A 24,905-nucleotide genomic window follows, 5' to 3' on the forward strand; every position below is an offset into this window, starting at 1 on the left:
TTGCCGTTCTTTCCTTTCCCGGCTTCCATCGAAAGGCCCTGACGTGTCCGACCTGTTGCGCGCCCCCGCCGAGATCAAGTACGCCGAGGAGCTGGACTGGCTGGAGTCCGTCGACGACAGCCCCAAGCCCTTCTCCTGGCGGCTGTCGCCGAAGATGATCCGGCTGTTCATCCTGGGTTCCGAGCGGGCCGACGGTCTCGACCGGGAGATCTCCCAGAAGTGGTTCGGCGACCGCAGCATCGTCGAGCGTGCCATCGTCACTCTCGCCTCCGACCGCGGCCTGCTGCTGATCGGCGACCCCGGCACCGGCAAGAGCTGGCTGGCAGAGCTGCTGGCCGCCGCCGTCTGCCGCAACTCCACGCTCGTGGTGCAGGGCACGGCCGGCACCACCGAGGACCACATCAAGTACTCGTGGAACGTGTCCATGGTCATCGCCAAGGGGCAGTCGCGGGAGTCGATGATCCCCTCGCCGATCATGACGGCGATGGAGGCCGGCGTCATCGGCCGCTTCGAGGAGCTGACCCGTTCCACCAGCGACGTCCAGGACGCGCTGATCTCCATCCTGTCCGAGAAGTACATCTCGGTTCCCGAACTCGACAGTGACAACATCGTCTTCGCCAAGCCCGGCTTCTCCGTCATCGCCACCGCCAACAGCCGCGACCGCGGCGTCAACGACCTGTCCTCCGCCCTCAAGCGCCGCTTCAACTTCGTCCGCATCCCCGTGGTGACGAACAAGAAGAGCGAGGCGGAGATCGTCCGCTTCCGCACCGAGGAACTGCTGCGCCGCCATCGGATAGAGCTGGACGTGCCGCCGACGCTGCTGGACGTGCTGCTGCAGAGCTTCGCCGACCTGCGCGCCTCGGCGGCCGCGGCCGCGAGCGACGACGAGAAGCTGGAGTCGGCGCTGTCCACCGCCGAGCAGATCGGCGTGCTGGAGGACGCCATCCTGCACAGCAACTTCTTCGGTGAGCGCGCCCTGACCGCCCGCACCCTCGCCTCCTCGCTCGTCGGTTCCCTCGCCCGGCGCGAGCCCGAGGACCTGGCCATCCTCAACAAGTACCTGCACGGCGTGGTCGAGCCGCGCGGCAAGGAGGAGGGCGGCTCCTGGCCGGAGTTCTACGAGGGCGGCCGCGACGCGATCACCACCCTGTCGTGAGCGCCATGACCGAGGGAACCTTCGCCGCGCTGCGCGGCCAACTACAGCAAGCGGCGACCGCGTTCGCCGACGGCCCCGACGCGCTTCAGGGCATCCTTCTCGGCATCGTCGACGACGTCGACCGCGCGGTGCGTGAACCGCTGGAGATCTTCCCGGTCTGCCACCACTCGCCCGCCTCGGCGCTCGCCATGGCGCGCCGGTTGCGCGAGAAGCAGCCGAAGGTGGTGTACCTGGAGCTGTGCGAGGACATGGCGCCGCTGCTGACCGAGCTGCGCAACTGCCGGCTCCCCGTCGCGGTGCAGGCGTTCGCGACCGAGGTCGACGGCTTCCCCGCCGAGTGGGCGCCGCTGTCCGTGGTCGCCCCGATCACCGAGGCGTCCGCCGAGTACCAGGCGATCGCCTACGCCCTGGACACCCCCGGCGTCGAGCTGGTCCTCGTCGACCGCTCCTCCGACCACGTCTTCCAGTGGCAGGAGAACACCGGCGACACGGCCGATGCCGCCGACCCGGACGCACCGCCCGCCGAGGAGGAGGCGGCGCTGCACGGCGACGCGGTCGGCGTGGAGATCGGCGACCTGCGCCCGCGCTTCGCCGAGCTGGAGGAGCACCTGCTGCGGCACGGGCGGGTGCGGCACTGGTCGGAGTGGTGGCACCAGTACGTCGAACTGCCCCTCGGGGACGCCGACCACGACACCTACCGCCAGGTGATGCTGCTGATCGGCAGCCTCTTCCGCCGCCTCGCGCCGGGTGATCAGGGCCGGGTGCGGGTGGACGAGGACCGCGAGCGGTACATGTGGACGCGGATGCGCGCCCACCTCGCGGCGACCGGTACGGACCCCGCGGACGCGCTCTATGTGTGCGGCGCCTTCCACGCGGCCAGCCGCGTCGAGGAGTTCGGCGTCCACGGCGCCGGCACCTTCGAGATCAGCCCGCCCAGTGCCACCAAGTGGCAGCACGGCCTGATCCCGTCCAGTCACGCGGCGATCGAGGCGCAGTTCGGCCTCGCCGCCGGTTCGGTGTCCATCGCCGCGACCGAGTGGGCGAAGAACCTCAAGCGCACCCGGACCAAGCCGTACCGGCTCGCCGGACAGGCCGGCACGAAGACACCGAGGAAGGCGGCCAAGGCCGTCCCTGCCGCCGTCCCCGCGCCACCGCTCGACGCGTCCGACAAGCTCACCGGTTTCCTGCAACGGCCACCCGTCCTCGACCGACTCGACGAGGCGGAACTGCTGGGCTGGTCCGTGGAGATCGTGCGCGCCGCCCGCCGCAACGGCTACCTCGCGTCCACCGCCGACGCCATCGCCGTGTTCGAGACGTCGATCCTGCTGGCCGGGATGCGGGAACGCGCCAAGCCGACGCCGTACGACTTCCAGGACGCGGCGGTCACCTGCATCGAGAAGGACACCGTGCCGGGCCGGCGGGACGTGCGCCGGCTGGTGGAGATCATGCTCGGCGGCGACCGCGTCGGCCAGGTCGGCTACGACGCCCTGCCGCCGCTCGCCCGTGACGTCCACGACCGGCTGGCCCCGCTGAACCTCAAGCTGCAACAGCGCGGCGTGCAGCGGGCACTGCTCGACATGGCATCCCGGCCCGAGCTGGCGCGGTGCTCCGACGTGCTGTGGATGCTGCGGTATCTGATGCCGCACGGCGCCGCCCGCCCCATCATGGGTGAGCGGCGGCTCGGCGAGCAGCCGATCCAGGAGTCCTGGGACCTGGCGCTCGGCACCCATCAACGGGCCCTGATCGAGCTGGGCTACGAGGGCGTCAGCATCGAGCAGGTCCTCGAACAGCGGCTGCGGCGCGTGGCGTACGGCCCGCAGGCGACCGCGGCGCGGGTCCTCGAGGCCGTCGAGGACGCCACCCTCTACCTGAGCAGCCGCCGGCTGGCCGACGAACTCGGGCAGCGCGCCCTGGAGGTGCTGGCGACCGAACGCAGCGTCGACGGCGCGCCCGAGGTGCTGCGCCGGGTGCGCGGACTGCTGGCGTACTACCGCACCAGCGAGCCGACGCTGCCGCCGTGGATCGAGTCGTTCGTCAAGACCGGCTACGCGCACTACTGCACGCTGCTGCCGACGGCGTTCACCGACGAGGACGCGGGCGTGGGCCAGGTCGCGGCCATGCTCGGCTTCCTGTTCAGCATGGAGAGCCTCGCGCTGTCCCTCGGCTGCGACCGCAACCAACTGGAGCTGGCCGTCGCCCAGTCGCATCCCGAGGACCCGGCCAAGACGGCGCTGCTGTGGGCGGCTGAGACGCAGCTGGGCCGGCTCTCCCGGGCACAGCTGCGGGCGAGGTGCGCCGAGCTCCTCGGCAACCCGCTGGTGGTGCCCGCCTATCCGCGCTACCTCAGCGGTTTCCTGCACGCCCTGGAACCGGTGCCCCACCTGGCCGACTTCGTCGTCGAAGCCGTCTCCCAGGCCTTCGCACAGCTGCCGGACCCGGTGCTGCTGCCCTGGCTGCCGACCCTGATCACCACCCTGCGCGGTGGTGGTGCCGACCTCGCGCCTCTGCTGATCCGGGAGGCCGGCCGCATCTTCCCCGGCCGGCTGGCGGAACTGGACACGTGGACACCCCCGTGGCGGGCAGCCCCGGCCCCCGCGGCACCCCGCCCGTCCCCCGAGCGCGCGACCGGCCCACATGGCCTGCCCCTGCTGGGCGCCCATCCCGCGACCTGCGACGCGGTCGCGGACCTGCTCGGCTGCGCGGATCCCTGGCAGACGGCGGAACCGGCCCCGGCCGGCGTGGCGCTGCTCGCCCGCCATCCGCAGACCGCCGAGGCCCTGATGGCGCTGCTGGCCACCGGCTGACGGCGACGCTCCGACGGCGACCGGCCGACGGCCACCGCCGGGGCCACCGCACTTCCGGGTGCGGTGGCCCCGGCAACGCCGTCTCTCACTTGCGCCAGAACAGATGGTGGGTGACACCGCTCGGGCTGGGCACGACGTCCAGGTGGTAGCGGTCGAGCAGCTCCTCGGGCGACTCCCACAGCCGTGCGCCGGACCCGAGCTTCACCGGCGAGACCGCCACGTGCAGGGTGTCGACGAGGCCGGCGTCCAGGAACTCCCGGATGGTGGTCGCCCCGCCGCCGAGCCGGACGTCCTTGCCCTGCGCCGCCTGCCGGGCCTGCGCCAGGACGTCGGCCGGATCACCGCCGACGAAGTGGAAGGTGGTGTCGGAGAGGGTGAACGAAGGGCGCGGGTGGTGGGTCATGACGAACACGGGGGTGCGGAACGGCGGCTCGTCGCCCCACCAGCCGCGCCATTCGTGGTTCTCCCAGGGCCCGCGGTGGGGGCTGAACTTGTTCCGGCCCATGATCTCGGCGCCGATGTTGCGGGCGTAGTCCCGGGTGAAGTAGTCGTCGAGGCCGCGGCTGCCCCCGGGGTCGGTGCGCATGGGCCAGCTCGCCGTGGCCCCCGCCCACGCGAACATCTGCGCCGGATCGGCGTGGCCGAACGGTCGCTCGAGGCTCTGGCCCTCCCCGGCACCGAATCCGTCACTGGAGATGTTGAAGTTCTGCACGCGGAGCAGCTGAGTCATGAGGTGGGGTCCTTCCCGTGTCGGCATCGACGGAGGTGAGACCGTCCGCCGCTGCAGAACTCATCGGTGCTGCGGAATACCGGTCCCGTCGGCTCCCGCGCCGGTGTCCAGCGCCGGCGCGATGACCGCGAAGGCCCGGTCGGTCAGCGCGGCCGGATCCTCGGCGCCGTCACTGTCGCTCCAGCGCTGCAGCACCGCGTGGAAGGCCGTCAGCGCCATCCCGGCGGCCAGCTGCGGATACAGGTCCGCCACCGGGTCGAGCCCGAGCCGGCGGGCCACCTCCCGCGCGAGCACCTCACGCCACTGCGCCTGACGCTCCAGGAATCGGCCGAGCAGGGCGGGCGTCCGCAGGATCAGCTGGACGACGGGCAGGGCACGCTCGGTATGTCCCGCGCAGGCGTCGATGGAGCGCCACACCGTGGCCCGCAGTGCCGCCGAGGGTGATTCCGCGGCCGGGCGGCTCGCGAGTTCCTCACCCATGGCGGTGCCCATGCCGGCCAGGAACTGGACGACCACGTCCTCCTTCGAGGCGAAGTAGCGGAAGAACGTCCGCTTGGACACCCCCGCCGCGGCGGTGATCTCGTCCACCGTGACCGCGTCGAAGCCGTCACGTGCCAGCAGGGTCAGCGCGGCCTGTGTCAACTCGTCCGCGACGAGCTGCCGTTTGCGCTGGGCCAGGGTGTCTGCCGGGCGGGAGGTCATGGCCCCATCGTACGCGCCGTGCCGGGTGCGTCTCCAAGTGCCGCGCTTGACACTTGATGTCATGAACGGCACGCTGAGTCACATGACACGCGCAGAACGCTGGACTGCCGAGCACATACCGGACCAGGACGGACGGGTCTTCATCGTCACCGGAGCGAACAGCGGCCTGGGGTTCGCCACCACACGCGCTCTCGCGCGCAAGGGTGCCCGCGTGATCCTCGCCGTGCGGGACGAGGAGAAGGGGCGCCGGGCGGCCGCGCGGATCACGGCCGAAAGCCCGGGCGCCCGACTGGAGGTGCGCCCGCTCGACCTGTCCGACACCGCGTCGGTCCACGCCTTCGCCGACCGGCTGACGTCCGACGGTGTACGCCCGGACGTCCTCGTCAACAACGCCGGTGTGATGGCGCCGCCCCGCACGCTGACCGCCGAGGGCGTGGAGCTGCAGTTCGCGGCCAACCACCTCGGCCACTTCGCCCTCACCGGCCTGCTGCTCGACGCGCTGGCCGACGGCGACGATCCGCGGGTGGTGACGGTGACGTCGGCCAACCACCGCCGGGCGCAAATCTCCTTCGACGACCCGACGGGGGAGCGGACGTACTCGCCGATGGGCCACTACAACCAGTCCAAGCTCGCGGGCGCGGTCTTCGGACACGAGCTGCACCGGCGGCTGACCGCGTCGGCCAGCCCGGTCCGCAGCGTGCTCGCCCACCCCGGCTACACCGCCACACACCTCCAGACCAGTGCCCCCGTGGCCAGGGTGAAGCTCCTCTTCGGCGGCCTCCTGCTGCCCCTCGCCCAGTCCCCGGAGCAGGGCGCGCTGCCCCAGCTGTACGCGGCCACCGCGCCCGACGCCCGGGGCGGCGAGCTCTACGGTCCGGACGGGCCCGGCGAGCTGCGGGGAGCCCCGCGCCGGGTGGAACTGGCCCGGCGAGCCACCGACCCGCAGACCGCCGGCCGGCTGTGGCAGATGTCCGAGCAGCTGACCGGCGTCCGCTTCACGCTCCCCGCGCCCGCCTGAGCGGATGCGCGCGCTCCTCAGAGCCGGGCGAGCGCCCGCCGTGCGGCGTTGTACCCGCACATCCCGTGGGCGCCCGCTCCGGGCGGCGTCGCGGCGGAGCACAGGTAGACGCCGGGGACGCCCGTGGCGTACGGGTCGAGAGCCGCGCGCGGGCGGAAGAGCAGCTGCCACGGGTCGTTGGCGCCGGTCACGATGTCGCCGGCGACGTAGTTCTCGTTGTGCCGGCTCAGCTCCGTGGTGCTGCGCACGTGCATCGCCCGGATCCGGTCGCGGAACCCCGGTGCGTACCGCTCGATCTGTGCGGTGATGGCCTCGGTCGCGTCACCGGTGAAGCCGGCTGGGACGTGGGCATAGGCGTAGAGCGGATGGACGTCACCGGACGAGCGGGTCTTGTCGGCGAGGTACTGCTGGCCGACGAGGACGAACGGCCGCTCGGGCATCCGGCCGGCCGCCACATCGCTCTCGGCGGCGGCGATTTCCTCCACGGTGCCGCCGAGGTGCACCGTGCAGGCGGAGCGGGAGCCCTCGTGCGTCCACGGCACACCGCCCTCGACGGCGTAGTCGACCTTGAACGCACCGGGCCCGTGCCGGTAGCGGGTGTACGCGCGGCGCACCCGGCCCGGCATCCGCTCGCCGGCGATCCGGGCGGCGGCGGCCGGTGAGGTGTCCAGCATGACGAGGTCGGGGCCGCCCAGTTCGTCGAGCGAGGTCACCCGGCGGCCCGTTTCGAACCGCACGCCGTACTCGGTAGCGCGGCGGACGATCGCGTCCCGGATCGCGGCCGAGCCGCCCTCGGCGACCGGCCAGCCGAAGGCGTGCGCGGACGTGGTCAGCGCCACCCCGATCGCCGAGGAGGCGAGCGTGTGCAGCGGCCGGAAGGTGTGCGCCGCCGCGCCGGCCCACAGGGCCTGGGCCTCGGCCGAACCGAACCGGCGGGCGAGCAGCGTGGCCGGCAGCCCCGCGTAGGCGCCGAGCCGGGCCAGGTGGAACGGGTGACGCGGAACGTGCAGCACGGGCTGCAGGAACTCCTGGCTGATCGTGTCGAACCGCTCGGTGAGCGGCCCGAACGTGCGCTGCCAGCCGCGGCCGCCCGCACCGAGGCCGGCGGCGGTCTCGGCGACGGAGCGGACCGCGACCGCGCCGCGCCCGCCGTCGAGCGGGTGCGCGAACTCCACCGGGGCCCAGCGCCAGGTCAGGCCCGCCCCGGCCAGGTCGAAGCGGCGGGCGAACGCCGAGCCGGGCCCCAACGGGTGCATGCCGGAGCATTCGTCGTGGATGAGGCCGGGCAGGGTCAGCTCGCTGGAGCGGGTGCCGCCGCCCAGGACGTCCGCGGCCTCGACGACCCGGACGCGTACGCCCTCGGCGGCGAGGGTGAGGGCGGCGGCGAGCCCGTTGGGCCCGCTGCCGACCACGGCTGCGGTGGTCATGCGACCGCCTCTTTCCCGTCTGCAAACACACGCCAGTGCGATGAACATGGGCATCGCCGGCTCTTGGGTGAGTGATTCCCTGGAGTGGTGCGGGAATGCCCGCCCGAGCAGCCGACCCGCCGCACCAAGGCGCTCTCCGGTGCGAAATACTCTCCCGATGAGTTCACCTACGTCCCCGATCGGCGGGCTGATCACGATACGGAGGGCCGTCGCGCGGGATGCCAAACGGCTCACCCGGCTCGTGCGTGGCTCAGGCGCTTACGCGGGTGAGTACGCAGCCCTTGTCGCGGGCTACCGGGTCGGTCCTGATTACATCGAGGCCCACCGGGCCTTCGTGGCCGTCGGCGCCGACGAGCAGGGAGGCCGGATCCTCGGGTTCTACTCGCTCGTCCTCGATCCGCCGGAGCTCGACCTGCTGTTCGTCGCCGACGAAGCGCAAGGACGGGGCATCGGACGACTGCTCGTCGCGCACATGCAGTCCGAGGCCCGCACCGCCGGGCTCGACCGTGTCAAGGTCGTGTCGCACCCTCCCGCCGAGGACTTCTACCACCGCGTCGGCGCGGTGCGGATCGGAACCGTGCTCGCGAACCCGCCCGCCGTGCCGTGGGACCGTCCCGAACTCGAGTTCCGCATTCCTTCGGAATGACGCGGTGTGCCGGTTCGCATCGCACCGGCTTCGCTGCGGGGCGGCCGACCGGAACGCAGGCGCCACCGGACGCCGGAGAAGGAACAAGGCGGCTGCCGACTCCCGTGCCCGACCTGGCCATGGCGGCGGTGCCCGGCCAAGACGGGCACCGCGCTGCCGGGTTGTGGCTCAGGCGTCGATGATGACGGGGATGATGAGGGGCTTGCGGCGGTAGGTGCGGAACGCCCAGTTCGCCACGGCGCGGGCGATGAGCTGTTCGAGTTGGCGCGCGTCCCCGACGCCTTCCTGGGCCGCGGTGGCCAGGGTCTTCTCGATGACGGGAACGACCGGCTCGAAGGTGGCGTCGTCGTGGACGAAACCGCGGGCCAGGAAGTCGGGGGCCTCGGCGAGCGCGCCGGTGTCCGCGTCGACGATCGCCACCACCGTGACCACGCCTTCGGCGGCGAGGGTGAGGCGGTCCTTGAGGGACGCCTCGGTGGCGCCGCCGACCTCCATGCCGTCCACGTAGACGTTGCCGGCGGGGACCTTGCCGGTGATGGACGCGCGCCCGTCGACGAGGTCGACGACGACGCCGTCCTCGGCGATGACGACCCGGTCGGGGTCGACGCCGGTACGGATGGCGAGGTCGCCGTTGGCCCGCAGGTGCCGCCATTCGCCGTGCACCGGCATGACGTTGCGCGGCTTGACGATGTTGTAGCAGTAGACGAGTTCGCCGGCGCTGGCATGCCCGGAGACGTGCACCTTGGCGTTGCCCTTGTGGACCACGTGGGCACCCCACCGGGTGAGTCCGTTGATCACCCGGTAGATGGCGTTCTCGTTGCCGGGGATGAGGGAGCTGGCGAGCAGGACCGTGTCGCCCTTGCCGATGCGGATCATGTGGTCGCGGTTGGCCATCCGGGACAGCGCGGCCATCGGTTCGCCCTGGGAACCGGTGCACACCAGAGTGATCTTGTGGTCCGGGAGCTTCTCCAGCTCCCTCGTGCTGACGACGAGACCGGAGGGGACCTTCAGATAGCCCAGGTCACGGGCGATGCCCATGTTGCGGACCATCGACCGGCCGACGAAGGCGACCTTGCGGCCGTGCTGGTGGGCGGCGTCCAGGACCTGCTGGATGCGGTGCACGTGGCTGGCGAAGCTGGAGACGATGACCCGGCGCGGTGCGGTGCGCATCACCTGCTCGATCGCCGGGTTCAGCTCACGCTCGGAGGTGGTGAAGCCGGGTACTTCGGCGTTGGTGGAGTCGGTGAGGAACAGATCCACACCCTCCTCGCCGAGGCGGGCGAAGGCGCGCAGATCGGTGATGCGGTCGTCGAGAGGGAACTGGTCCATCTTGAAGTCACCGGTGTGCAGCACCATCCCGGCGCCGGTGCGGATCGCGACCGCGAGGCTGTCGGGGATGGAGTGGTTGACCGCCACGAACTCGCAGTCGAAGGGGCCGAAGCCGCGCCGGTCGCCCTCGCGTACCCGCACCGTGCGTGGCCGGATGCCGTGTTCCTTGAGCTTGGCCTCCAGGAACGCCAGCGTCAGCTTGGAGCCGACGACCGGGATGTCCCTGCGCTCGCGCAGCAGGTACGGCACGCCGCCGATGTGGTCCTCGTGGCCGTGGGTGAGGACCACGGCCACGATGTCGTCCAGCCGGTCCCGGATCGAGGTGAAGTCCGGCAGGATCACATCCACGCCGGGCTGGGTCTCCTCGGGGAACAGCACGCCGCAGTCGACGATGAGCAGCTTGCCGGCGTACTCGAAGACGGTCATGTTGCGGCCGATCTCACCCAGGCCGCCCAGGGCGATGACCCGCAGCCCTCCTTCGGGAAGGGGTGGGGCGGCTTTCAGTTCGGGGTGCGGATGACTCATACCCTGACGGTACCCGGAGACCGGGACAGGATGATCCATTGCCTGGGTGATCCCACGCGCGCTCGATGTGCCTCGACGCTGCCCGGAAGGCCTTCCACCTGGTCAGACCCACACGGCCGTCACCCCCGTCAGCGGGGCGGTCCTGATACGTGAGAAGGTCTGACGCGTGAGTGAGACACCGTCGAACACCCTGCAATACCGCTTTGACGGGCCGGAAGACGCCCCGGTCCTGATCCTGGGTCCCTCACTGGGTACCACATGGCACATGTGGGACCGGCAGGTCCCCGAACTCGCCAAGCAGTGGCGCGTCCTGCGGTTCGACCTGCCGGGGCACGGCGGCGCGCCCGCCCACCCGGCGGGGTCCGTCGCCGAACTCACCGCCCGGCTGCTCGCCACCCTCGACGCGCTCGGCGTGCAGCGCTTCGGCTACGCGGGCTGCGCGCTCGGCGGTGCCGTGGGGGTGGAGCTGGCGCTGCGCCACCCCGAGCGGGTCGCCTCGCTCGTGCTGATCGCCGCCTCGCCCCGGTTCGGCACCGCCGACGAGTTCCGCCAGCGCGGCGTGATCGTCCGGACCAACGGACTCGACCCGATCGCCCGCACCTCCCCCGACCGCTGGTTCACCCACGGCTTCGCGGCCGCCCAGCCCGCGATCACCGAGTGGGCCGTGCAGATGGTCCGCACCACCGACCCCGGCTGCTACATCGCCGCCTGCGAGGCGCTCGCCGCGTTCGACGTACGGCCCGAGCTGGGCCGGATCGGCGTGCCGACCCTGGTGCTGGTCGGCTCCGAGGACCAGGTCACCGGCCCCGCCGAGGCGCGCACGCTGGTCGCCGGCATCCCGGACGCCCGCCTCGCGGTCGTACCCGGCGCCTCCCACCTGGTTCCGGTGGAACAGCCGGCCGCCGTGACCGATCTGCTGGTCACGCACTTCTCGACCGCCTGGCAGCCCGTCATCGACCCCGGCACCGGCCAGATCGCGATCGCCGCCCCGCCCGTCAAGCCGGTGCTGGCCGCGCCGCCGCCGCAGCCCACCGCGCCGATCGCCGAGATCGCGCCGCCCGTGGCGCAGCCCCAGGCCGCCGGGCGGCCCGACCCGTACGACGCGGGGCTGAAGGTACGCAGGGAGGTGCTGGGCGACGCGCACGTCGACCGGGAGCTGGCGCAGGCCGGTGACTTCTCCGGCGACTTCCAGGAGCTCCTGACCCGCTACGCCTGGGGCGAGGTGTGGAACCGGCCCGGACTCGACCGGCGCTCGCGCAGCTGCGTCACCCTGACCGCGCTCGTCGCCGGCGGTCACCTGGAGGAGCTCGCCTTCCACACCCGCGCGGCCCTGCGCAACGGCCTCACCCCGGACGAGATCAAGGAAGTCCTGCTCCAGGCGGCCGTCTACTGCGGCATCCCGGCGGCGAGCAGCGCGTTCCGCGTGGTCCAGCAGGTCATCCTCGAGGAGACCACCCTCGCGGAGTGACGCCGACGGGGATCGGCCCCGTCACGGGGTGCGCGCCACCGCACCCCGACCTCCCGCCTTCGCATCCCGCCTCCGCTCCCTCGCGTGCAGGATGGGACGCATGAAGCTCACCAAGATGTCGCACGCCTGTGTCCGGCTGGAGAAGGACGGCCGGACGCTCGTCCTTGACCCCGGCGGTTTCAGCGAGGAGGACGCCGCGCTCGGCGCGGACGCCGTCCTGGTCACGCACGAGCACCCGGACCACTTCGACGAGGGACGGCTGCGCGCCGCGCTGGAGCACAACCCCGCCGCCGAGATCTGGACGCTGCGCTCGGTCGCCGAGAAGATCTCCGCGGCCTTTCCGGGCCGGGTGCACACCGTCGGTCACGGCGACACGTTCACCGCCGCAGGCTTCGACGTGCAGGTCCACGGCGAGCTGCACGCCGTGATCCACCCGGACATCCCCCGTGTCACCAACGTCGGCTATCTGATCGACGGCGGCGCCGTCTTCCACCCCGGCGACGCGCTCACCGTCCCCGACCACCCCGTCGAGACGCTGATGCTGCCGGTCATGGCCCCCTGGAACAAGATCTCCGAGGTCATCGACTATGTCCGCGAGGTGAAGCCGCGACGCGCCTACGACGTCCACGACGCGCTCCTGACCGACCTGGCCCGCCCGATCTACGACCGCCAGATCGGTGCCCTCGGCGGTACCGACCACCAGCGGCTGACCCCGGGAAGCAGCACGGAGGTCTAGCGGGGACCGCGCTGTCAGTGCCGCCGGGTAGGTTGTGAGGCATGCGCATCGCGACCTGGAACGTGAACTCGATCACCGCCCGCCTTCCGAGGCTGCTGGCCTGGCTGGAGAGCAGCGGCACCGACGTGCTGTGCCTGCAGGAGGCCAAGGTCGCCGAGGACCAGTTCCCCTTCGAGCAGCTGCGCGAGCTGGGCTACGAGGCCGCGGTGCACGCCACCGGCCGGTGGAACGGCGTCGCGGTGCTCTCCCGCGTCGGCATCGAGGACGTGGTCAAGGGCCTGCCCGGGGACCCCGGCTTCGACGGCGGGGTCGAGCCGCGCGCGATCTCGGCGACCTGCGGCCCGGTCCGCGTCTGGTCGGTCTACGTGCCGAACGGCCGTGAGGTGGAGCACGCGCACTACGCGTACAAGCTCCAGTGGTTCGAGGCCCTCCGCGCGGCCGTCGCCGGCGACGCCCAGGGCAGCCGGCCGTTCGCGGTGATGGGCGACTACAACGTCGCGCCGACCGACGACGACGTCTTCGACCCGGCCGCCTTCGAGGGCTCCACCCATGTCACCCCGGCGGAGCGCGCCGCGCTCGCCTCGCTGCGCGAGGCCGGGCTGAACGACGTGGTGCCGCGCCCGCTGAAGTACGAGCACCCGTTCACGTACTGGGACTACCGCCAGCTGTGCTTCCCGAAGAACCGCGGTATGCGCATCGACCTGGTGTACGGCAACGCGCCGTTCGCCAAGGCCGTCAAGGACGCCTACGTCGACCGGGAGGAGCGCAAGGGCAAGGGTGCCTCGGACCACGCGCCGGTCGTGGTCGACCTGGACGTGTAGGCCCCGTCGTTCGGATCGTCCCGGCGTCCCGGCGTCCCGGCGTCCCGGCGTCCCGGCGTCGCGGCGGCGGGCACGGCGGGTCCTGGCTCACAGCAGCCTCAGGTCCACGGACTCGCCCAGCGCGGCCAGCCCCGCGTCGCCGGGGTGCAGGTGGTCGCCGCTGTCGTAGGCCGCCAGCATCCGTGCCGGGTGCGCGGGGTCACGGACCACGGCGTCGAAGTCCAGCACGCCGTCGAAGACGCCGGTGGAGCGGATCCAGCGGTTGACCGCCGTCCGCTCGGTGTCCACGGCGGCCGGGCACCGGGCGTGGCCCTCGCAGGGCAGGATCGTCGCGGCGAGGACGCGCAGCCCGCGCGCGTGCGCCCGCTCGGCGATCGTGCGCAGCCCGTCGATCAGCGGGGCGGCTCCCACACCGTCCAGCAGGTCGTTGACGCCCTCGAAGACGACGAGGGTGCGCACGCCGGTCTGCGCGAACACGTCCCGGTCCAGCCGGTGCAGGGCGCTCACCCCGGACTGCTCGGCCGAGACGCCGTCGCCGGGGTAGCGGTCGGCCAGCACACGATTGCCCGAAATGCCCTGATTCAGTACGCCGTAGCGCGGCGCGGCACTCTGCCTCAGCAGCCGCCCGGCCAGGACATCGGGCCAGCGGCGGTTCGTGTCGGGCGTCGAACGGTCCCCGTCGGTGATCGAGTCGCCGAAGGTGACCACCGCCCCGCTCCCGCCGCCGACGTCCACCCCGGTCAGCAGCGGCCGACCGGTCAGGGTCGTGGTGTACGCGGCCCCGCTGACGTCCGCCGTGTGGTCGCCCGGCTCGCTCAGGTACGACCGCTGCTGCCCGAGCCGGTGCACCGGCGCCGCCGTCACCGGACCCGGCAGATGGAAGCTGACCAGCAGGTCGGCCCCGGCCGGTACCGCGAAGTCCAGCGGATCGCTGACGGCCTGCGCCCCCGCCGGGATCACCACCCCGGCCGCCCCGCCGAAGGACAGCGCCGCCGGCGTGGCCTCGGGAACGGCCCCCGCCACCCCCTCCGCCCGCACCGCCACCGTCGCCGCGCCGATGCGCACCGGCGCCCCCGCGAAGGTGTTGTCGAAGCGCAGGCGCACCCGCGGCCCGCCCGCCGAGGTGTGCACGACCAGCCGCAGCGTGCGGTCCGTCCACGGGCCGACGGCGGGGTGACCACCGGTCGACGCGGCCCAGGTGCCGGTCCAGCCCGGCGCGGAAGAGCGCACCGACACCGCGAACACATGCAGCGCCGGCGCGACGGGCAGCCGTACCGCCGCCACGGTGCGGCCGGCGGCGAGCGGCACCGTCACGACGTACAGCCGGGCCCGGCGGGCGAGCCGGGCGGCGGGTGTGTTGACGTGCGGGAGCGCCACCGCCTTCGTGGCGAGCGGGCCGGTGCGCCAGTCGGGGGCGGTGAGCGCGTACGGGGTGGTCGTGCCGTCCGTGTAGCGGACCGTGCCCGTCCCGCCCGTGACGTCCCCGGCTGTCCCCACCACCAGGAAGGCCAGCGCGTCACCACGCCCCGGCAGACGCACCCACTGCCCGGCGGCCCGCACGTTGTCCGCCTCGCCCGGCGCCCGCCGCGGCCAGGTCAGCCGCGCGCCCTGCACGGTCAGGGTCCGGCCCGGCGTCCAGCCGGCGGCTGCGAGGTCCTGCGCCGACAGCGACGCACCCGTGCCGTCGAAGTCCGCGCCGCCGGGCCGGGCGTCGTCGCTGACGGCGACGTTGTCGTAGAGCCGCTCCAGTGGCAGCGGCACGGTGCCCGCCGCTGGGGCCGCGCCGGACAGCGCCGGCGGCACGGTGCCCGCCGCCGGGACCGCGCCGGCCGGCAGCGGACCGGCCGTGGCCAGGACGAGGGCCGCCGCCAGCCCCCCGACGCCTCGGCGCATCACCGGCACCCGCTCCTCCCGTGCTCCTCGGCTCGCGCGGACCCGGACGGCGCCCGCGCACCGCGAAGCTAGGAACGCGTCAGGGACCCGTCAACGCGCCATGCGTGGGAGGCGCGCGAAATGGGCCGGACGGCGGCGCATGTGAGGGAGAAAAGGAAGCCCGCGCGCCTGTGGTGCGCACGTGGGTGCGAATGTCACGCTGTCCGTATGAATCTCCCTTTTCTGGGCATCGGGCGCAGGAAGATCGGCGAGGCACGGTTCACGGCGGCCCCGGAGGCGGTCGCGGCGCTTCTGTCGGAGTGCGAGCTGCTGCGCTCGCAGGCCGCCGAGGCGGGCGTACGGCTCGACGACACGGCGGCCTCGCTGGAGGCGCTGGACCAGCTGGTGCCGCGCTGGAGAGACGACGCGGAGATGCTGCCCTGGCTCGGCAACGACGCGGGGCTGTACCTCGGCACGGTGGTCGTGCGCACGGTGCCCGGCGCGCAGTGGGAGATCCGCCCCGCCGAGCCGCCCGTGGTCCGGCTCGCCTCGGGGCGCGAGATCGACGTGGTGGCCGCGGGACGGGACTGGGCCGAGAGCGGGGTCCCCGAGCTGTCACAGCTGTACGCGGAGGTCGCCGAGGAGTGATCCGGGGACCCGAGGGTGAGGTCATGGCCCAACCTCCGGCTTAAATACGGCTTATGCCCGGAAAGTGCGTGTCGTGTCTCCGGGGACAGGGCCGCTGGATAGGTTGCGGCAACCACGACACAGCTGAGAGTGAGTAGGGCTGCGCATGGCCGTCGATCCGTTGATCGAGCTGCGGAACGTCAACAAGTACTTCGGGGAGCTGCACGTCCTGCAAGACATCGACCTCTCGGTCGGCAGGGGAGAGGTGGTCGTGGTCATCGGCCCGTCCGGGTCGGGCAAGTCGACGCTGTGCCGGGCCGTCAACCGGCTGGAGCCCATCCACTCGGGCACCATCCTGCTGGACGGGCAGCCGCTGCCCGAGGAGGGCAAGGCGCTCGCCCGGCTGCGCGCCGAGGTCGGCATGGTCTTCCAGTCGTTCAACCTCTTCGCCCACAAGACCGTGCTGCAGAACGTCTCGCTCGGTCAGGTCAAGGTACGCGGCCGCAAGAAGGACGAGGCCGACCGGCGCTCGCGCGAACTGCTCGACCGGGTCGGGGTGTCCGAACAGGCCGACAAGTACCCCGCGCAACTCTCCGGCGGCCAGCAGCAGCGCGTCGCCATCGCCCGGGCCCTCGCCATGGATCCCAAGGTGATGCTGTTCGACGAACCGACCTCCGCCCTCGACCCGGAGATGATCAACGAGGTGCTGGAGGTGATGCGGCAACTCGCCCGCGACGGCATGACCATGGTCGTCGTCACCCACGAGATGGGCTTCGCCCGCTCCGCCGCCAACCGCGTGGTGTTCATGGCGGACGGCCGGATCGTCGAGGACCGCAACCCCGACGAGTTCTTCACCAGCCCGCGCAGCGACCGCGCCAAGGACTTCCTCTCCAAGATCCTCAAGCACTGAGGGAGTTCAGGCCCTCAGGGCGCCGGCCCCGGCGCGGAATCGAACGAGGAGCGCTCCGCATGGTCCGTACCGCTTGTGCCCGCACGGCGGTTCTCAACTACGATGTGCCGTTCATCCCTGTGGTGACGACCGAGGCCGTACCCGCCGGTGCGGCCGCACCACGAACGCTGCTGCCGGGGGTGGGTCCCCCCACGGCCCCTTGTCCGTAGGGGGCAGCAGTACACAGGGCCATACCCGCCCGGCCGCGGCCGCAGATCACTGCGCGCGGCGGCAGCGACCCACGCCAGGGGCCGCCCGCCGCGAGGAGAAGGTCAGCCGCGCGCCGGTCGGGTTGTGCTCGTTTGGGGGGTGGCTTCCCCCTCGGGCGATACGGCGTCAGGTCTGCGCCCGGTGCGAGGTCCTCGGCGTCGTCGCCGGCAGCGGGGCCAGAGCGGCCCGGGTGACGTCCGCGACCAGTTCCACCACGTCGGGACCGTAGGCCTGCGAGTTGACGACCTTCAGCAGCAGCACGAAGGAGTTCCTGCCGTGCTTGCGGGCGAGCCGCTCGTGGTTGCGGGCGAGGTAGCGGGTGGCGGCCTGGTTGGTGAGGGCGGTCTGGCCGCAGAAGAGGAACACCGGACGGTCGCCGTGGCTGTCGTCCACGGTGAGCCGGGCGAGCAGCACGTACTCGGAGCGGCCGGCCTCCACCCGGTACCGTTCGGAGCCGATCTGGAAGGCGCCGCGGTCCGGGCCGGGCTCGGCGTCCACGTTGACCCGCACCCCCGGCAGCAGGGACGACAGGTGCGCGGCGGTACGGCGGTTGGAGGCCGGCCCGCCGACGCAGAACTCGGTGCGCTCCCCGAAGCCCTGACGGGCCGTGTCGTGCGCCAGCACCTGGGCGTGGGCGCGGCAGTCCTTGATCAGCGCGGCGAGTTCGAGCAGGGCGAACACGTCGTGGCGCATCACGGCCAGTTCGGGCCCGGCCGCGTTGCGGTTGACCACCAGCAGCGACTCGGAGTCGTCCGGCAGCCCGAAGAAGGCCTGCTTGCGCCGTAGTTTGCGCTGCCACAGCCAGGTGCGGGCCAGCCATCCCAGCGCGGCGCTGATACCGGCCGCTATCACCCCGAGGACGATGTTGCGCACGTCGTCGTTCATGGGCGCGCATGGTACGTGACTGACGTGACCATGATGGTGGAATAGGCTGCGCGAACGGTCCCTCAACCGGAGGTGCGGATGCGTCGTCCTGTTGCCCGGAAACTGTCCGTTCTGGCGGTCTCGGCCGCCGTGGTGTCGGTGGGGGCGGCAGCACCGCCCACCGCGCACCGGGATCCCGTCCAGAAGGTGCCCCTCGCCGTCGGCTACGGCGGCGCCGTCGCCAGCGTCGACGCGGACGCCTCGGCCGCCGGCATCGAGGTGCTGAGGAAGGGCGGCAACGCGGTCGACGCCGCCGTCGCCACCGCCGCCGCGCTCGGCGTCACCGAGCCCTACTCCGCCGGCATCGGCGGGGGCGGCTACTTCGTCTACTACGACGCCAAGTCGCGCACCGTGCACACCATCGACGGCCGCGAGACCGCGCCGCTGAGTGCCGATCAGAACCTGTTCACGGAGAACGGCAAGCCGCTGGCCTTCGCCGACGCCGTCAGCAGCGGACTGAGCGTCGGCACCCCGGGCACCCCCGCCACCTGGCAGGCGGCGCTGGACGCCTGGGGCAGCAAGCGGCTGGCGAACGTGCTGAAGCCCGCCGAGCGGCTCGCCCGGGACGGGTTCACCGTCGACGACACCTTCCGCTCGCAGACGGCCGCCAACGAGACCCGCTTCCGCTACTTCCCGGACACCGCGAAGCTGTTCCTGCCCGGCGGGCAGCTGCCGGTCGTCGGCTCGACGTTCAAGAACCCCGACCTCGCCGCCACCTACGCCGAACTGTCCCGCAAGGGCGTCGGCGCGATCTACCACGGCGACCTGGGCCGGGACATCGTCGGCACCGTCAACCACCCGCCCGTCGACCCGGCCTCCGGCTGGAACGCACGCCCCGGCGCGCTGTCCGCACGGGACCTGGCCGCCTACCGCGCCAAGTACCAGGCGCCCACGAAGACGTCGTACCGCGGACTCGGTGTGTACTCCATCGCGCCCTCCTCCTCCGGTGGCACCACCGTCGGCGAGGCGCTCAACATGCTGGAGAACACCGACCTGTCGAAGGCCACCGAGGCGCAGTACCTGCACCGCTACATCGAGGCGAGCCGGATCGCGTTCGCCGACCGCGGGCGCTGGGTCGGCGACCCCGCCTTCGAGGACGTACCGACGAAGGAGCTGCTCTCGCAGCGGTTCGCCGACTCGCGGGCCTGCCTGATCAAGGACGACGCGGTACTCACCAGCCCCGTGCCGCCCGGCGACCCGCGCCACCCCGCCGACTGCGGCGCCCACGGCACCGCGGCCCCCACGACGTACGAGGGCGAGAACACCACGCACCTCACCGTCGCCGACAAGTGGGGCAACGTCGTCGCCTACACGCTCACCATCGAGCAGACCGGCGGCAGCGGCATCACCGTGCCCGGCCGCGGCTTCCTGCTCAACAACGAGCTGACCGACTTCTCCTTCGCCCCGGCCAACCCGGCCGTGCACGACCCGAACCTGCCCGGCCCCGGCAAGCGGCCGCGCTCGTCGATCTCCCCGACGATCGTGCTGGACGGGCACAACAAGCCCGTCGTGGCGCTCGGTTCGCCCGGCGGGGCGACCATCATCACCACCGTGCTGCAGACCCTCACCGAGTTCCTCGACCGCGGGCTGCCGCTGGTCGACGCGATCGCCGCGCCGCGCGCCAGCCAGCGCAACGCCGCGCAGACGGAGCTGGAACCCGGCCTGTGGAACAGCGATGTGCGGGCACAGCTGGAGAAGCTCGGGCACTCCTTCAAGCTCAACCCGGAGATCGGTGCCGGGACCGGCGTGCAGCGGCTGCCGGACGGCCGCTGGCTCGCCGCCGCCGAGAAGGTACGGCGCGGCGGCGGCTCGGCGATGGTCGTCCGCCCGGAGCCCTGACGACGCGGCAGCGACGGCCGCCGGCCCGGTGCCAGGGCCGGCGGCCGTCGCGCTCTACAGCTCGGGCGCGGGCTGCGTTTGCGTGCGGAACGCGAGCCGCCCGTCCTCGACGTCGACGGTCACCCGGCCGCCCTCGCTGATCCTGCCGTTCAGCAGCAGCCGGGAGAACTGGTTGTCGACTTCCCGCTGGATGGTGCGGCGCAGCGGCCGGGCGCCGTACTCCGGCTGGTAGCCGCGCTCGGCGAGCCAGTCCACGGCCGCGTCGGTGAAGTCCACCGTGACGCCCTGCGCCTGCACCAGCCGGCGGGTCTGCGTGAGCAGCAGCTGCGTGATCCGGCGCAGTTCGTCGCCGGTCAGCTGGCGGAAGACGACGATCTCGTCGATACGGTTGAGGAACTCCGGCCGGAAGTGCTCGCGCAGCGGCCGCAGGATCTGCTCGCGCCGCGCCTCCTCGTCGGCGTCCGTGCCGGTCGCGCCGAACCCGATCCCGGCGCCGCGCCGCGTGATGGCCTCCGACCCGAGGTTGCTGGTCATCACGATCACGGTGTTGGTGAAGTCCACCGTGCGGCCCTGGGAGTCGGTCAGCCGGCCGTCGTCCAGCACCTGCAGCAGGATGTTGAAGACGTCCGGGTGCGCCTTTTCCACCTCGTCGAGCAGCAGCAGCGAGTACGGGTGCCGGCGCACCACCTCGGTGAGCTGTCCGGCCTCCTCGTGGCCGACGTACCCGGGCGGGGCGCCGACCAGCCGGGACACGGTGTGCCGTTCCTGGTACTCGCTCATGTCCAGGCGGACCATGCGGTCCTCGCTGCCGAACAGCGCCTCCGCCAGGGCCCGCGCCAGCTCCGTCTTGCCGACGCCGGTCGGACCGAGGAAGAGGAAGGAACCGATCGGCCGGCCGGGGGCGGACAGACCGGCGCGGTTGCGCAGCACCGCCTCGGAGACGACGCCGACCGCCTCCTCCTGCCCGACGACCCGCTGGTGCAGATGCTCCTCCAGGCCCAGCAGGCGCTCCTTCTCCTCCTGGGTGAGGCTGCTGACCGGGATGCCGGTCTGCCGGGACACCACCTCGGCGATCGCCTCCGCGGTGACCTGAAGGTTCTGGCCCTCGTCCGCCTCGTCGTCCCCGGCCTCGGCGATCCGCTGCTTCAACTCGGTGATCCGGTCACGCAGCTGCGTGGCCGTCTCGTAACTCTCGTCCGCGACCGCCTGGTCCTTGTCCCGGCTGAGCTGCTCGACCTCGCGCTCCATGGCCCGTACGTCGGTGCCCTTGGTGCGTGCCTGGAGCCGCACGCGCGCGCCGGCCTGGTCGATCAGGTCGATCGCCTTGTCCGGCAGCCGCCGGTCGGTCAGATAGCGGTCGGACAGCTCCACGGCCGCCACCAGCGCCTCGTCGGTGTAGCGGACCTGGTGGTGGGCCTCGTAGCGGTCGCGCAGCCCGCGCAGGATCTCGATGGTGTCCGGCACGGACGGCTCCGGCACCAGGATCGGCTGGAAACGGCGGGCGAGCGCCGCGTCCTTCTCGATGCGCCGGTACTCCTCGAGCGTGGTCGCGCCGACGATGTGCAGTTCGCCGCGGGCCAGGGCGGGCTTGAGGATGTTGCCCGCGTCCATGCTGCCGCCCTCGCCGCCGCCCCCGGCGCCGACGACGGTGTGCAGTTCGTCGACGAAGACGATCAACTGGTCGGAGTGGGTGCGGATCTCCTCGACGATGGTGTTCAGCCGCTCCTCGAAGTCACCGCGGTAGCGGGTGCCCGCGACCACCCCGGCCAGATCCAGCGCGACCACCCGCCGCCCGATCAGGATGTCCGGCACGTCCCCGTCGGCGATGCGCTCGGCCAGCCCCTCCACGATGGCCGTCTTGCCGACGCCGGCGTCACCGATCAGCACGGGGTTGTTCTTGCCGCGCCGGGAGAGCACCTCGATGGTCTGCTCGATCTCGGTGTCCCGCCCGATCACCGGGTCGATACGGCCCTGACGCGCCAGGTCGGTCAGGTCGCGGCCGTACTTGTCGAGGGTCGGCGTGCCCGTGGGCCGCGCCCGCTCGGAGCGGGGCATCTGCGGGGCCTCCGGCGCCGACGGCGGGCCCGAGGGGGCGAAGCGGGCCGCGTTCAGGATGTGCCCGGCGGCGGAGTCCGGGTTGGCGGCGAGCGCGCTGAGCACGTGCTCGGGGCCGATGTAGCCGGCGCCGCTGGAGCGCGCCATCTCGTGCGCGTCCAGCAGCGCGCGCTTGACCGCCGGGGTGAGGGAGAGCGAGGTCGGCGAGGGCGCCTCGCCGGGCGGTTGCTGGACGGGGCCCGACCGCTCGTCGATCTCCGAGGCCAGCGAGTCCGGATCCGCCCCCGCCCGGCTGAGCAGACTGCGGGTGGGTTCGCTGGACAGCGCGGCCCGCAGCAGGTGCTCGGTGTCCAGATCCCGGCTGCCGTGCTCGGCGGCGTACTGCGCGGCGCCGCGCACCAGCTCCCTGGCGGGCTGACTGAGCAGACGGCCGATGTCGATCTGGCGGGGTCCCGGGCGGGGGCCGCCGAAGAAGCGGGCGAGGAATTCTCCGAAGGGGTCGCCCTCCGGGCCGAGGTAGCCGCTGGTCATGGCGCTCCGTTCCTTCGCTGAGACGTACCGGAGGCGGGTAACCGGGGGTGGGGTCGGTCATGCCCACGATGGCATGTTCTGCGGGGGTGCGCCTTTTGGGTCGGGGTGCGCATGCTGCCCCGGGCGGTGCGGCTTGTCGGGCGGGTGCGGGTTGCTCGCGCAGTTTCCCGCGCCGCTTTGGGCTGGGCTGCTCACCGTTGGGTGAGGATGCGCGGTCCGCTGTCCGTGATGGCCACCGTGTGCTCCGCGTGAGCCGCCCTGGTGCCGTCGTTGGTGCGGAGGGTCCAGCCGTCGGGGGCCTCGTGGTAGCCGTCGGTGCCGCCGGCGATCAGCATGGGCTCGATCGCGAGGACCATGCCGTGGCGCAGGGGCAGGCCGCGGCCGGGACGGCCCTCGTTGGGGACCCCCGGGTCCTCGTGCATACGGCGGCCGATGCCGTGTCCGCCGAAGCCGTCCGGGATGCCGTAGCCGGCCGCGCGGCACACCGTGCCGATGGCGTGGGCGATGTCGCCGATGCGGTTGCCGACGACGGCCGCCTCGATGCCTGCGGCGAGGGCGCGCTCGGCGGTCTCGATCAGCTTCAGGTCCGCCGGGCGCGGGCGGCCCACCGTGAAGCTGATCGCGGAGTCGCCGACCCAGCCGTTCAGCTCGGCGCCGAAGTCGGCGGAGAGGAGATCGCCGTCGCGCAGGCGGTACGTCGTGGGGATGCCGTGCACGATCGCGTCGTTCACGGAGGCGCAGAGCACGGCCGGGAACGGGGTGGGCGCGAAGGAGGGCCGGTAGCCCAGGAAGGGGGAGGTGGCACCCGCCTCGCGCAGCACGTCGTGGGCCACCTCGTTCAGTTCCAGCAGGGAGACGCCGACGTCCGCGGCCTCCCGCACGGCCGTCAGGGCGCGGGCGACGACCTGGCCCGCCTCGTACATCGCGTCGATCGACGTGTCCGTCTTCAGTTCCACCATGCCAATTACTATACCGGTATTAGAATGGGTGCCATGGTACGTACCCCTCTCACACCCGAAGAGCGCGAGCGCGGCGAGCGGCTCGGGCGGCTGCTGCGCGAGGCCCGCGGCGAGCGCAGCATGACGCGCATCGCGGCGGATGCCGGGATCTCCGCGGAGACGTTGCGGAAGATCGAGACCGGACGGGCGCCGACACCGGCCTTCTTCACCGTCGCCGCGCTGGCCGGCGCGCTCGGGCTGTCGATGGACGAGCTGGCCGCCCGGTGCGCGCAGGCGGGCCTGGACCTCGCCGCGGCCTGAGCGTCACCGCTGCCCGAGCGGTGGCCTGAGGTCCCCGCCTCCCGGGCGAAAACTCCGCGTAGCCGTGCCGTAACACGACTGGTGTTGGCTACGGGGCCGGAGTGATCCCCTCGGGTGGGAGTCGGGCGATGGCGGTGGAGCAGCTCCCGGGCGCGGTACGGGAGTTCGTGGAGTACCTCGACGCCTTGCTGGGGCGTCTCGACACAGGCGACGGCTGGTGCGGCGTCTTCTGGCAACGCGACCCGGACGGCATGCGCGCGTGCCGGGAGGGCCGCGAGGTGCCGCCGTGGGACGTGGTCCTGGCGCTGCTGCAGGACCTCGCCGGACGTCACGGGCCGCAGTCCGCCGCGTGGGAGACCGAGCGGGCCCGCGCCCTGCACGCCGCCGCGGTCACCGCCTACGACGCCCGCCCCGGTGGCCGGGAGGCGCTCGCGGACCGCCTCGACGTGATGCTCCGCGAGCAGCGCTACGCCGCGGAACGCTGCGCGGGCCTGACCCGGGCGCTCGCCTCCGCCGCGCACCGCGAGGAGGCCGATGCCCTCCGTCTCGACCTGGCCTGGTCCCAGGACGACCACGAACGCGCGACCGCCCGCTGTGCGGAACTGCGGGCACGGATGGCGCGGCTGGAGCGGGGGCTGCCGGCGGAGGGGGCGCGAGGGCGTTCCCGAGGGGGCCGTGCCCGGGGTGACGGCCCCCTCGGGAACGCCCTCGCGCAAGCCGGCCGCCCCCTGCCCGCACCTGACGCCCACGCGGCCGTGTTCCAGGCCGGAGACGGCGACTCCTGGTTCACGGCGGGCGTCACTGCCGCGGGTACGGCGCCTGTGGCCGGGCCTGCCCGGGGGCGCGCCGGAGACGGGGTCGAGCAGGCGGAAGCCGAAGCGGAGGGCGTCGGCGCTGTGTCGGCGAACGGTGCGGCGGCCGGGTTGGGGGCCGGGGCCGGGGCCGGGGCCGGGGGTGGGGCGCGGGTCGCCCCTGCGCAGGCCCAGCCGCAGCCGGGCGGTCGGGGTGCCGCGGCCGCCGTCGGTGGCGCGCCGGAGGCGGTGGGGGGTGCGGCCGGGTCCCCGGCGGTGCGGGAGGGGCAGGACGCGCCCGCCGGGGCCTTCCTCGGCCCGGCCGCGGTGGCGGGGGCTGGGCAGGGCGAGCCGGTCATCGCCTCTCCTTCGCATGCCGAGCCGTACTTTGGCGGTCGGGGTGCCGCGGCCGCCGTCGGTGGCGCGCCGGAGGCGGTGGGGGGTGCGGCCGGGTCCCCGGCGGTGCGGGAGGGGCAGGACGCGCCC

The 24,905-nt window shown here is 72.8% G+C and carries 19 protein-coding genes and 1 pseudogene; 12 read left to right on the forward strand and 8 right to left on the reverse strand.

Annotated elements, in window-relative coordinates:
* Positions 1-43 precede the first annotated feature (43 nt).
* Both ACZ67Q_RS01395 and ACZ67Q_RS01400 read left to right on the forward strand, forming a co-directional pair.
* Entirely contained in the window at positions 44-1,156 is a 1,113-nt protein-coding gene (locus ACZ67Q_RS01395) for an ATP-binding protein (protein ID WP_471174983.1), read from the forward strand.
* 5 nt (positions 1,157-1,161) lie between these two features.
* Positions 1,162-3,960 carry a DUF5682 family protein gene (locus tag ACZ67Q_RS01400; protein WP_471174985.1) on the forward strand — a complete coding sequence of 933 codons (2,799 nt, stop codon included), beginning with the start codon at positions 1,162-1,164 and terminating at the stop codon, positions 3,958-3,960.
* An 85-nt stretch (positions 3,961-4,045) separates the two neighbouring features.
* On the opposite strand, the gene ACZ67Q_RS01405 is transcribed toward ACZ67Q_RS01400, so the two are convergent.
* Both ACZ67Q_RS01405 and ACZ67Q_RS01410 read right to left on the reverse strand, forming a co-directional pair.
* Positions 4,046-4,690: a dihydrofolate reductase family protein gene (locus tag ACZ67Q_RS01405; RefSeq protein WP_471174987.1), complete on the reverse strand. Its 645-nt coding sequence runs from the start codon at positions 4,688-4,690 to the stop codon at positions 4,046-4,048.
* Positions 4,691-4,750: 60 nt separating this feature from the next.
* The gene (locus ACZ67Q_RS01410; protein WP_471174989.1) at positions 4,751-5,392 is read right to left on the reverse strand and encodes an acyl-CoA-like ligand-binding transcription factor; all 642 of its coding nucleotides are present in this window, start codon (positions 5,390-5,392) and stop codon (positions 4,751-4,753) included.
* A gap of 82 nt (positions 5,393-5,474) precedes the next feature.
* On the opposite strand from ACZ67Q_RS01410, the gene ACZ67Q_RS01415 reads away from it, so the two are divergent.
* Complete coding sequence (locus ACZ67Q_RS01415; protein WP_471174991.1) at positions 5,475-6,410, forward strand: oxidoreductase; 936 nt, start codon at positions 5,475-5,477, stop codon at positions 6,408-6,410.
* A gap of 17 nt (positions 6,411-6,427) precedes the next feature.
* Here ACZ67Q_RS01415 and ACZ67Q_RS01420 read toward each other — a convergent pair whose 3' ends face one another.
* Positions 6,428-7,837 (reverse strand): phytoene desaturase family protein, encoded by a 1,410-nt coding sequence (locus ACZ67Q_RS01420; protein ID WP_471174993.1) that lies wholly within the window; start codon positions 7,835-7,837, stop codon positions 6,428-6,430.
* 157 nt (positions 7,838-7,994) lie between these two features.
* Between ACZ67Q_RS01420 and ACZ67Q_RS01425 the strand changes: the two genes are divergently transcribed.
* Positions 7,995-8,483 carry a GNAT family N-acetyltransferase gene (locus tag ACZ67Q_RS01425; protein ID WP_471174995.1) on the forward strand — a complete coding sequence of 163 codons (489 nt, stop codon included), beginning with the start codon at positions 7,995-7,997 and terminating at the stop codon, positions 8,481-8,483.
* A 168-nt stretch (positions 8,484-8,651) separates the two neighbouring features.
* Here the strand turns inward: ACZ67Q_RS01425 and ACZ67Q_RS01430 are convergent, their stop codons facing one another.
* Positions 8,652-10,337 carry a ribonuclease J gene (locus ACZ67Q_RS01430; RefSeq protein ID WP_471174997.1) on the reverse strand — a complete coding sequence of 562 codons (1,686 nt, stop codon included), beginning with the start codon at positions 10,335-10,337 and terminating at the stop codon, positions 8,652-8,654.
* Positions 10,338-10,503: 166 nt separating this feature from the next.
* Here ACZ67Q_RS01430 and pcaDC point away from each other — a divergent pair, with 166 nt between their 5' ends.
* The 3 genes from pcaDC (at position 10,504) to ACZ67Q_RS01445 (ending at position 13,362) form a co-directional block, all read left to right on the forward strand.
* The gene (gene pcaDC, locus ACZ67Q_RS01435) at positions 10,504-11,805 is read left to right on the forward strand and encodes a bifunctional 3-oxoadipate enol-lactonase/4-carboxymuconolactone decarboxylase PcaDC (protein ID WP_471174999.1); all 1,302 of its coding nucleotides are present in this window, start codon (positions 10,504-10,506) and stop codon (positions 11,803-11,805) included.
* 100 nt (positions 11,806-11,905) lie between these two features.
* Positions 11,906-12,541: an MBL fold metallo-hydrolase gene (locus ACZ67Q_RS01440; protein WP_471175001.1), complete on the forward strand. Its 636-nt coding sequence runs from the start codon at positions 11,906-11,908 to the stop codon at positions 12,539-12,541.
* A gap of 41 nt (positions 12,542-12,582) precedes the next feature.
* Positions 12,583-13,362 carry an exodeoxyribonuclease III gene (locus ACZ67Q_RS01445; protein WP_471175003.1) on the forward strand — a complete coding sequence of 260 codons (780 nt, stop codon included), beginning with the start codon at positions 12,583-12,585 and terminating at the stop codon, positions 13,360-13,362.
* A gap of 87 nt (positions 13,363-13,449) precedes the next feature.
* On the opposite strand, the gene ACZ67Q_RS01450 is transcribed toward ACZ67Q_RS01445, so the two are convergent.
* Entirely contained in the window at positions 13,450-15,255 is a 1,806-nt protein-coding gene (locus ACZ67Q_RS01450) for an SGNH/GDSL hydrolase family protein (RefSeq protein WP_471175005.1), read from the reverse strand.
* Positions 15,256-15,462: 207 nt separating this feature from the next.
* Between ACZ67Q_RS01450 and ACZ67Q_RS01455 the strand changes: the two genes are divergently transcribed.
* The gene (locus ACZ67Q_RS01455) at positions 15,463-15,882 is read left to right on the forward strand and encodes a DUF6278 family protein (RefSeq protein WP_471175007.1); all 420 of its coding nucleotides are present in this window, start codon (positions 15,463-15,465) and stop codon (positions 15,880-15,882) included.
* A 145-nt stretch (positions 15,883-16,027) separates the two neighbouring features.
* Positions 16,028-16,771 (forward strand): amino acid ABC transporter ATP-binding protein, encoded by a 744-nt coding sequence (locus tag ACZ67Q_RS01460; RefSeq protein WP_471175009.1) that lies wholly within the window; start codon positions 16,028-16,030, stop codon positions 16,769-16,771.
* A 375-nt stretch (positions 16,772-17,146) separates the two neighbouring features.
* Here ACZ67Q_RS01460 and ACZ67Q_RS01465 read toward each other — a convergent pair whose 3' ends face one another.
* Positions 17,147-17,905 (reverse strand): hypothetical protein, encoded by a 759-nt coding sequence (locus ACZ67Q_RS01465; RefSeq protein WP_471175011.1) that lies wholly within the window; start codon positions 17,903-17,905, stop codon positions 17,147-17,149.
* 78 nt (positions 17,906-17,983) lie between these two features.
* Between ACZ67Q_RS01465 and ggt the strand changes: the two genes are divergently transcribed.
* Positions 17,984-19,783, forward strand: a complete 1,800-nt coding sequence (gene ggt, locus ACZ67Q_RS01470) for a gamma-glutamyltransferase (protein ID WP_471175013.1) — start codon at positions 17,984-17,986, stop codon at positions 19,781-19,783.
* Positions 19,784-19,837: 54 nt separating this feature from the next.
* Here ggt and ACZ67Q_RS01475 read toward each other — a convergent pair whose 3' ends face one another.
* Both ACZ67Q_RS01475 and map read right to left on the reverse strand, forming a co-directional pair.
* Entirely contained in the window at positions 19,838-22,369 is a 2,532-nt protein-coding gene (locus ACZ67Q_RS01475) for an ATP-dependent Clp protease ATP-binding subunit (RefSeq protein WP_471175015.1), read from the reverse strand.
* A 191-nt stretch (positions 22,370-22,560) separates the two neighbouring features.
* A complete protein-coding gene (gene map, locus ACZ67Q_RS01480; protein WP_471175017.1) occupies positions 22,561-23,328 on the reverse strand; it encodes a type I methionyl aminopeptidase in 768 nt (255 codons plus the stop codon).
* Positions 23,329-23,361: 33 nt separating this feature from the next.
* Between map and ACZ67Q_RS01485 the strand changes: the two genes are divergently transcribed.
* Positions 23,362-23,628, forward strand: a complete 267-nt coding sequence (locus ACZ67Q_RS01485) for a helix-turn-helix domain-containing protein (RefSeq protein ID WP_471175019.1) — start codon at positions 23,362-23,364, stop codon at positions 23,626-23,628.
* 128 nt (positions 23,629-23,756) lie between these two features.
* Positions 23,757-24,905 (forward strand): annotated as a pseudogene (locus tag ACZ67Q_RS01490) (hypothetical protein); the annotation flags it as partial.

This window comes from Streptomyces sp. NPDC036813, assembly GCF_055609245.1.

Coding starts and splice junctions, on each gene's coding strand:
- ACZ67Q_RS01400 (WP_471174985.1), top strand. CDS start 1,162: ATGACCGAGGGAACCTTCGCCGCGCTGCGCGGCCAACTACAGCAAGCG.
- ACZ67Q_RS01405 (WP_471174987.1), bottom strand. CDS start 4,690: ATGACTCAGCTGCTCCGCGTGCAGAACTTCAACATCTCCAGTGACGGA.
- ACZ67Q_RS01410 (WP_471174989.1), bottom strand. CDS start 5,392: ATGACCTCCCGCCCGGCAGACACCCTGGCCCAGCGCAAACGGCAGCTC.
- ACZ67Q_RS01415 (WP_471174991.1), top strand. CDS start 5,475: ATGACACGCGCAGAACGCTGGACTGCCGAGCACATACCGGACCAGGAC.
- ACZ67Q_RS01420 (WP_471174993.1), bottom strand. CDS start 7,837: ATGACCACCGCAGCCGTGGTCGGCAGCGGGCCCAACGGGCTCGCCGCC.
- ACZ67Q_RS01425 (WP_471174995.1), top strand. CDS start 7,995: ATGAGTTCACCTACGTCCCCGATCGGCGGGCTGATCACGATACGGAGG.
- ACZ67Q_RS01430 (WP_471174997.1), bottom strand. CDS start 10,337: ATGAGTCATCCGCACCCCGAACTGAAAGCCGCCCCACCCCTTCCCGAA.
- ACZ67Q_RS01440 (WP_471175001.1), top strand. CDS start 11,906: ATGAAGCTCACCAAGATGTCGCACGCCTGTGTCCGGCTGGAGAAGGAC.
- ACZ67Q_RS01445 (WP_471175003.1), top strand. CDS start 12,583: ATGCGCATCGCGACCTGGAACGTGAACTCGATCACCGCCCGCCTTCCG.
- ACZ67Q_RS01450 (WP_471175005.1), bottom strand. CDS start 15,255: ATGCGCCGAGGCGTCGGGGGGCTGGCGGCGGCCCTCGTCCTGGCCACG.
- ACZ67Q_RS01455 (WP_471175007.1), top strand. CDS start 15,463: ATGAATCTCCCTTTTCTGGGCATCGGGCGCAGGAAGATCGGCGAGGCA.
- ACZ67Q_RS01460 (WP_471175009.1), top strand. CDS start 16,028: ATGGCCGTCGATCCGTTGATCGAGCTGCGGAACGTCAACAAGTACTTC.
- ACZ67Q_RS01465 (WP_471175011.1), bottom strand. CDS start 17,905: ATGAACGACGACGTGCGCAACATCGTCCTCGGGGTGATAGCGGCCGGT.
- ggt (WP_471175013.1), top strand. CDS start 17,984: ATGCGTCGTCCTGTTGCCCGGAAACTGTCCGTTCTGGCGGTCTCGGCC.
- ACZ67Q_RS01475 (WP_471175015.1), bottom strand. CDS start 22,369: ATGACCAGCGGCTACCTCGGCCCGGAGGGCGACCCCTTCGGAGAATTC.
- map (WP_471175017.1), bottom strand. CDS start 23,328: ATGGTGGAACTGAAGACGGACACGTCGATCGACGCGATGTACGAGGCG.
- ACZ67Q_RS01485 (WP_471175019.1), top strand. CDS start 23,362: ATGGTACGTACCCCTCTCACACCCGAAGAGCGCGAGCGCGGCGAGCGG.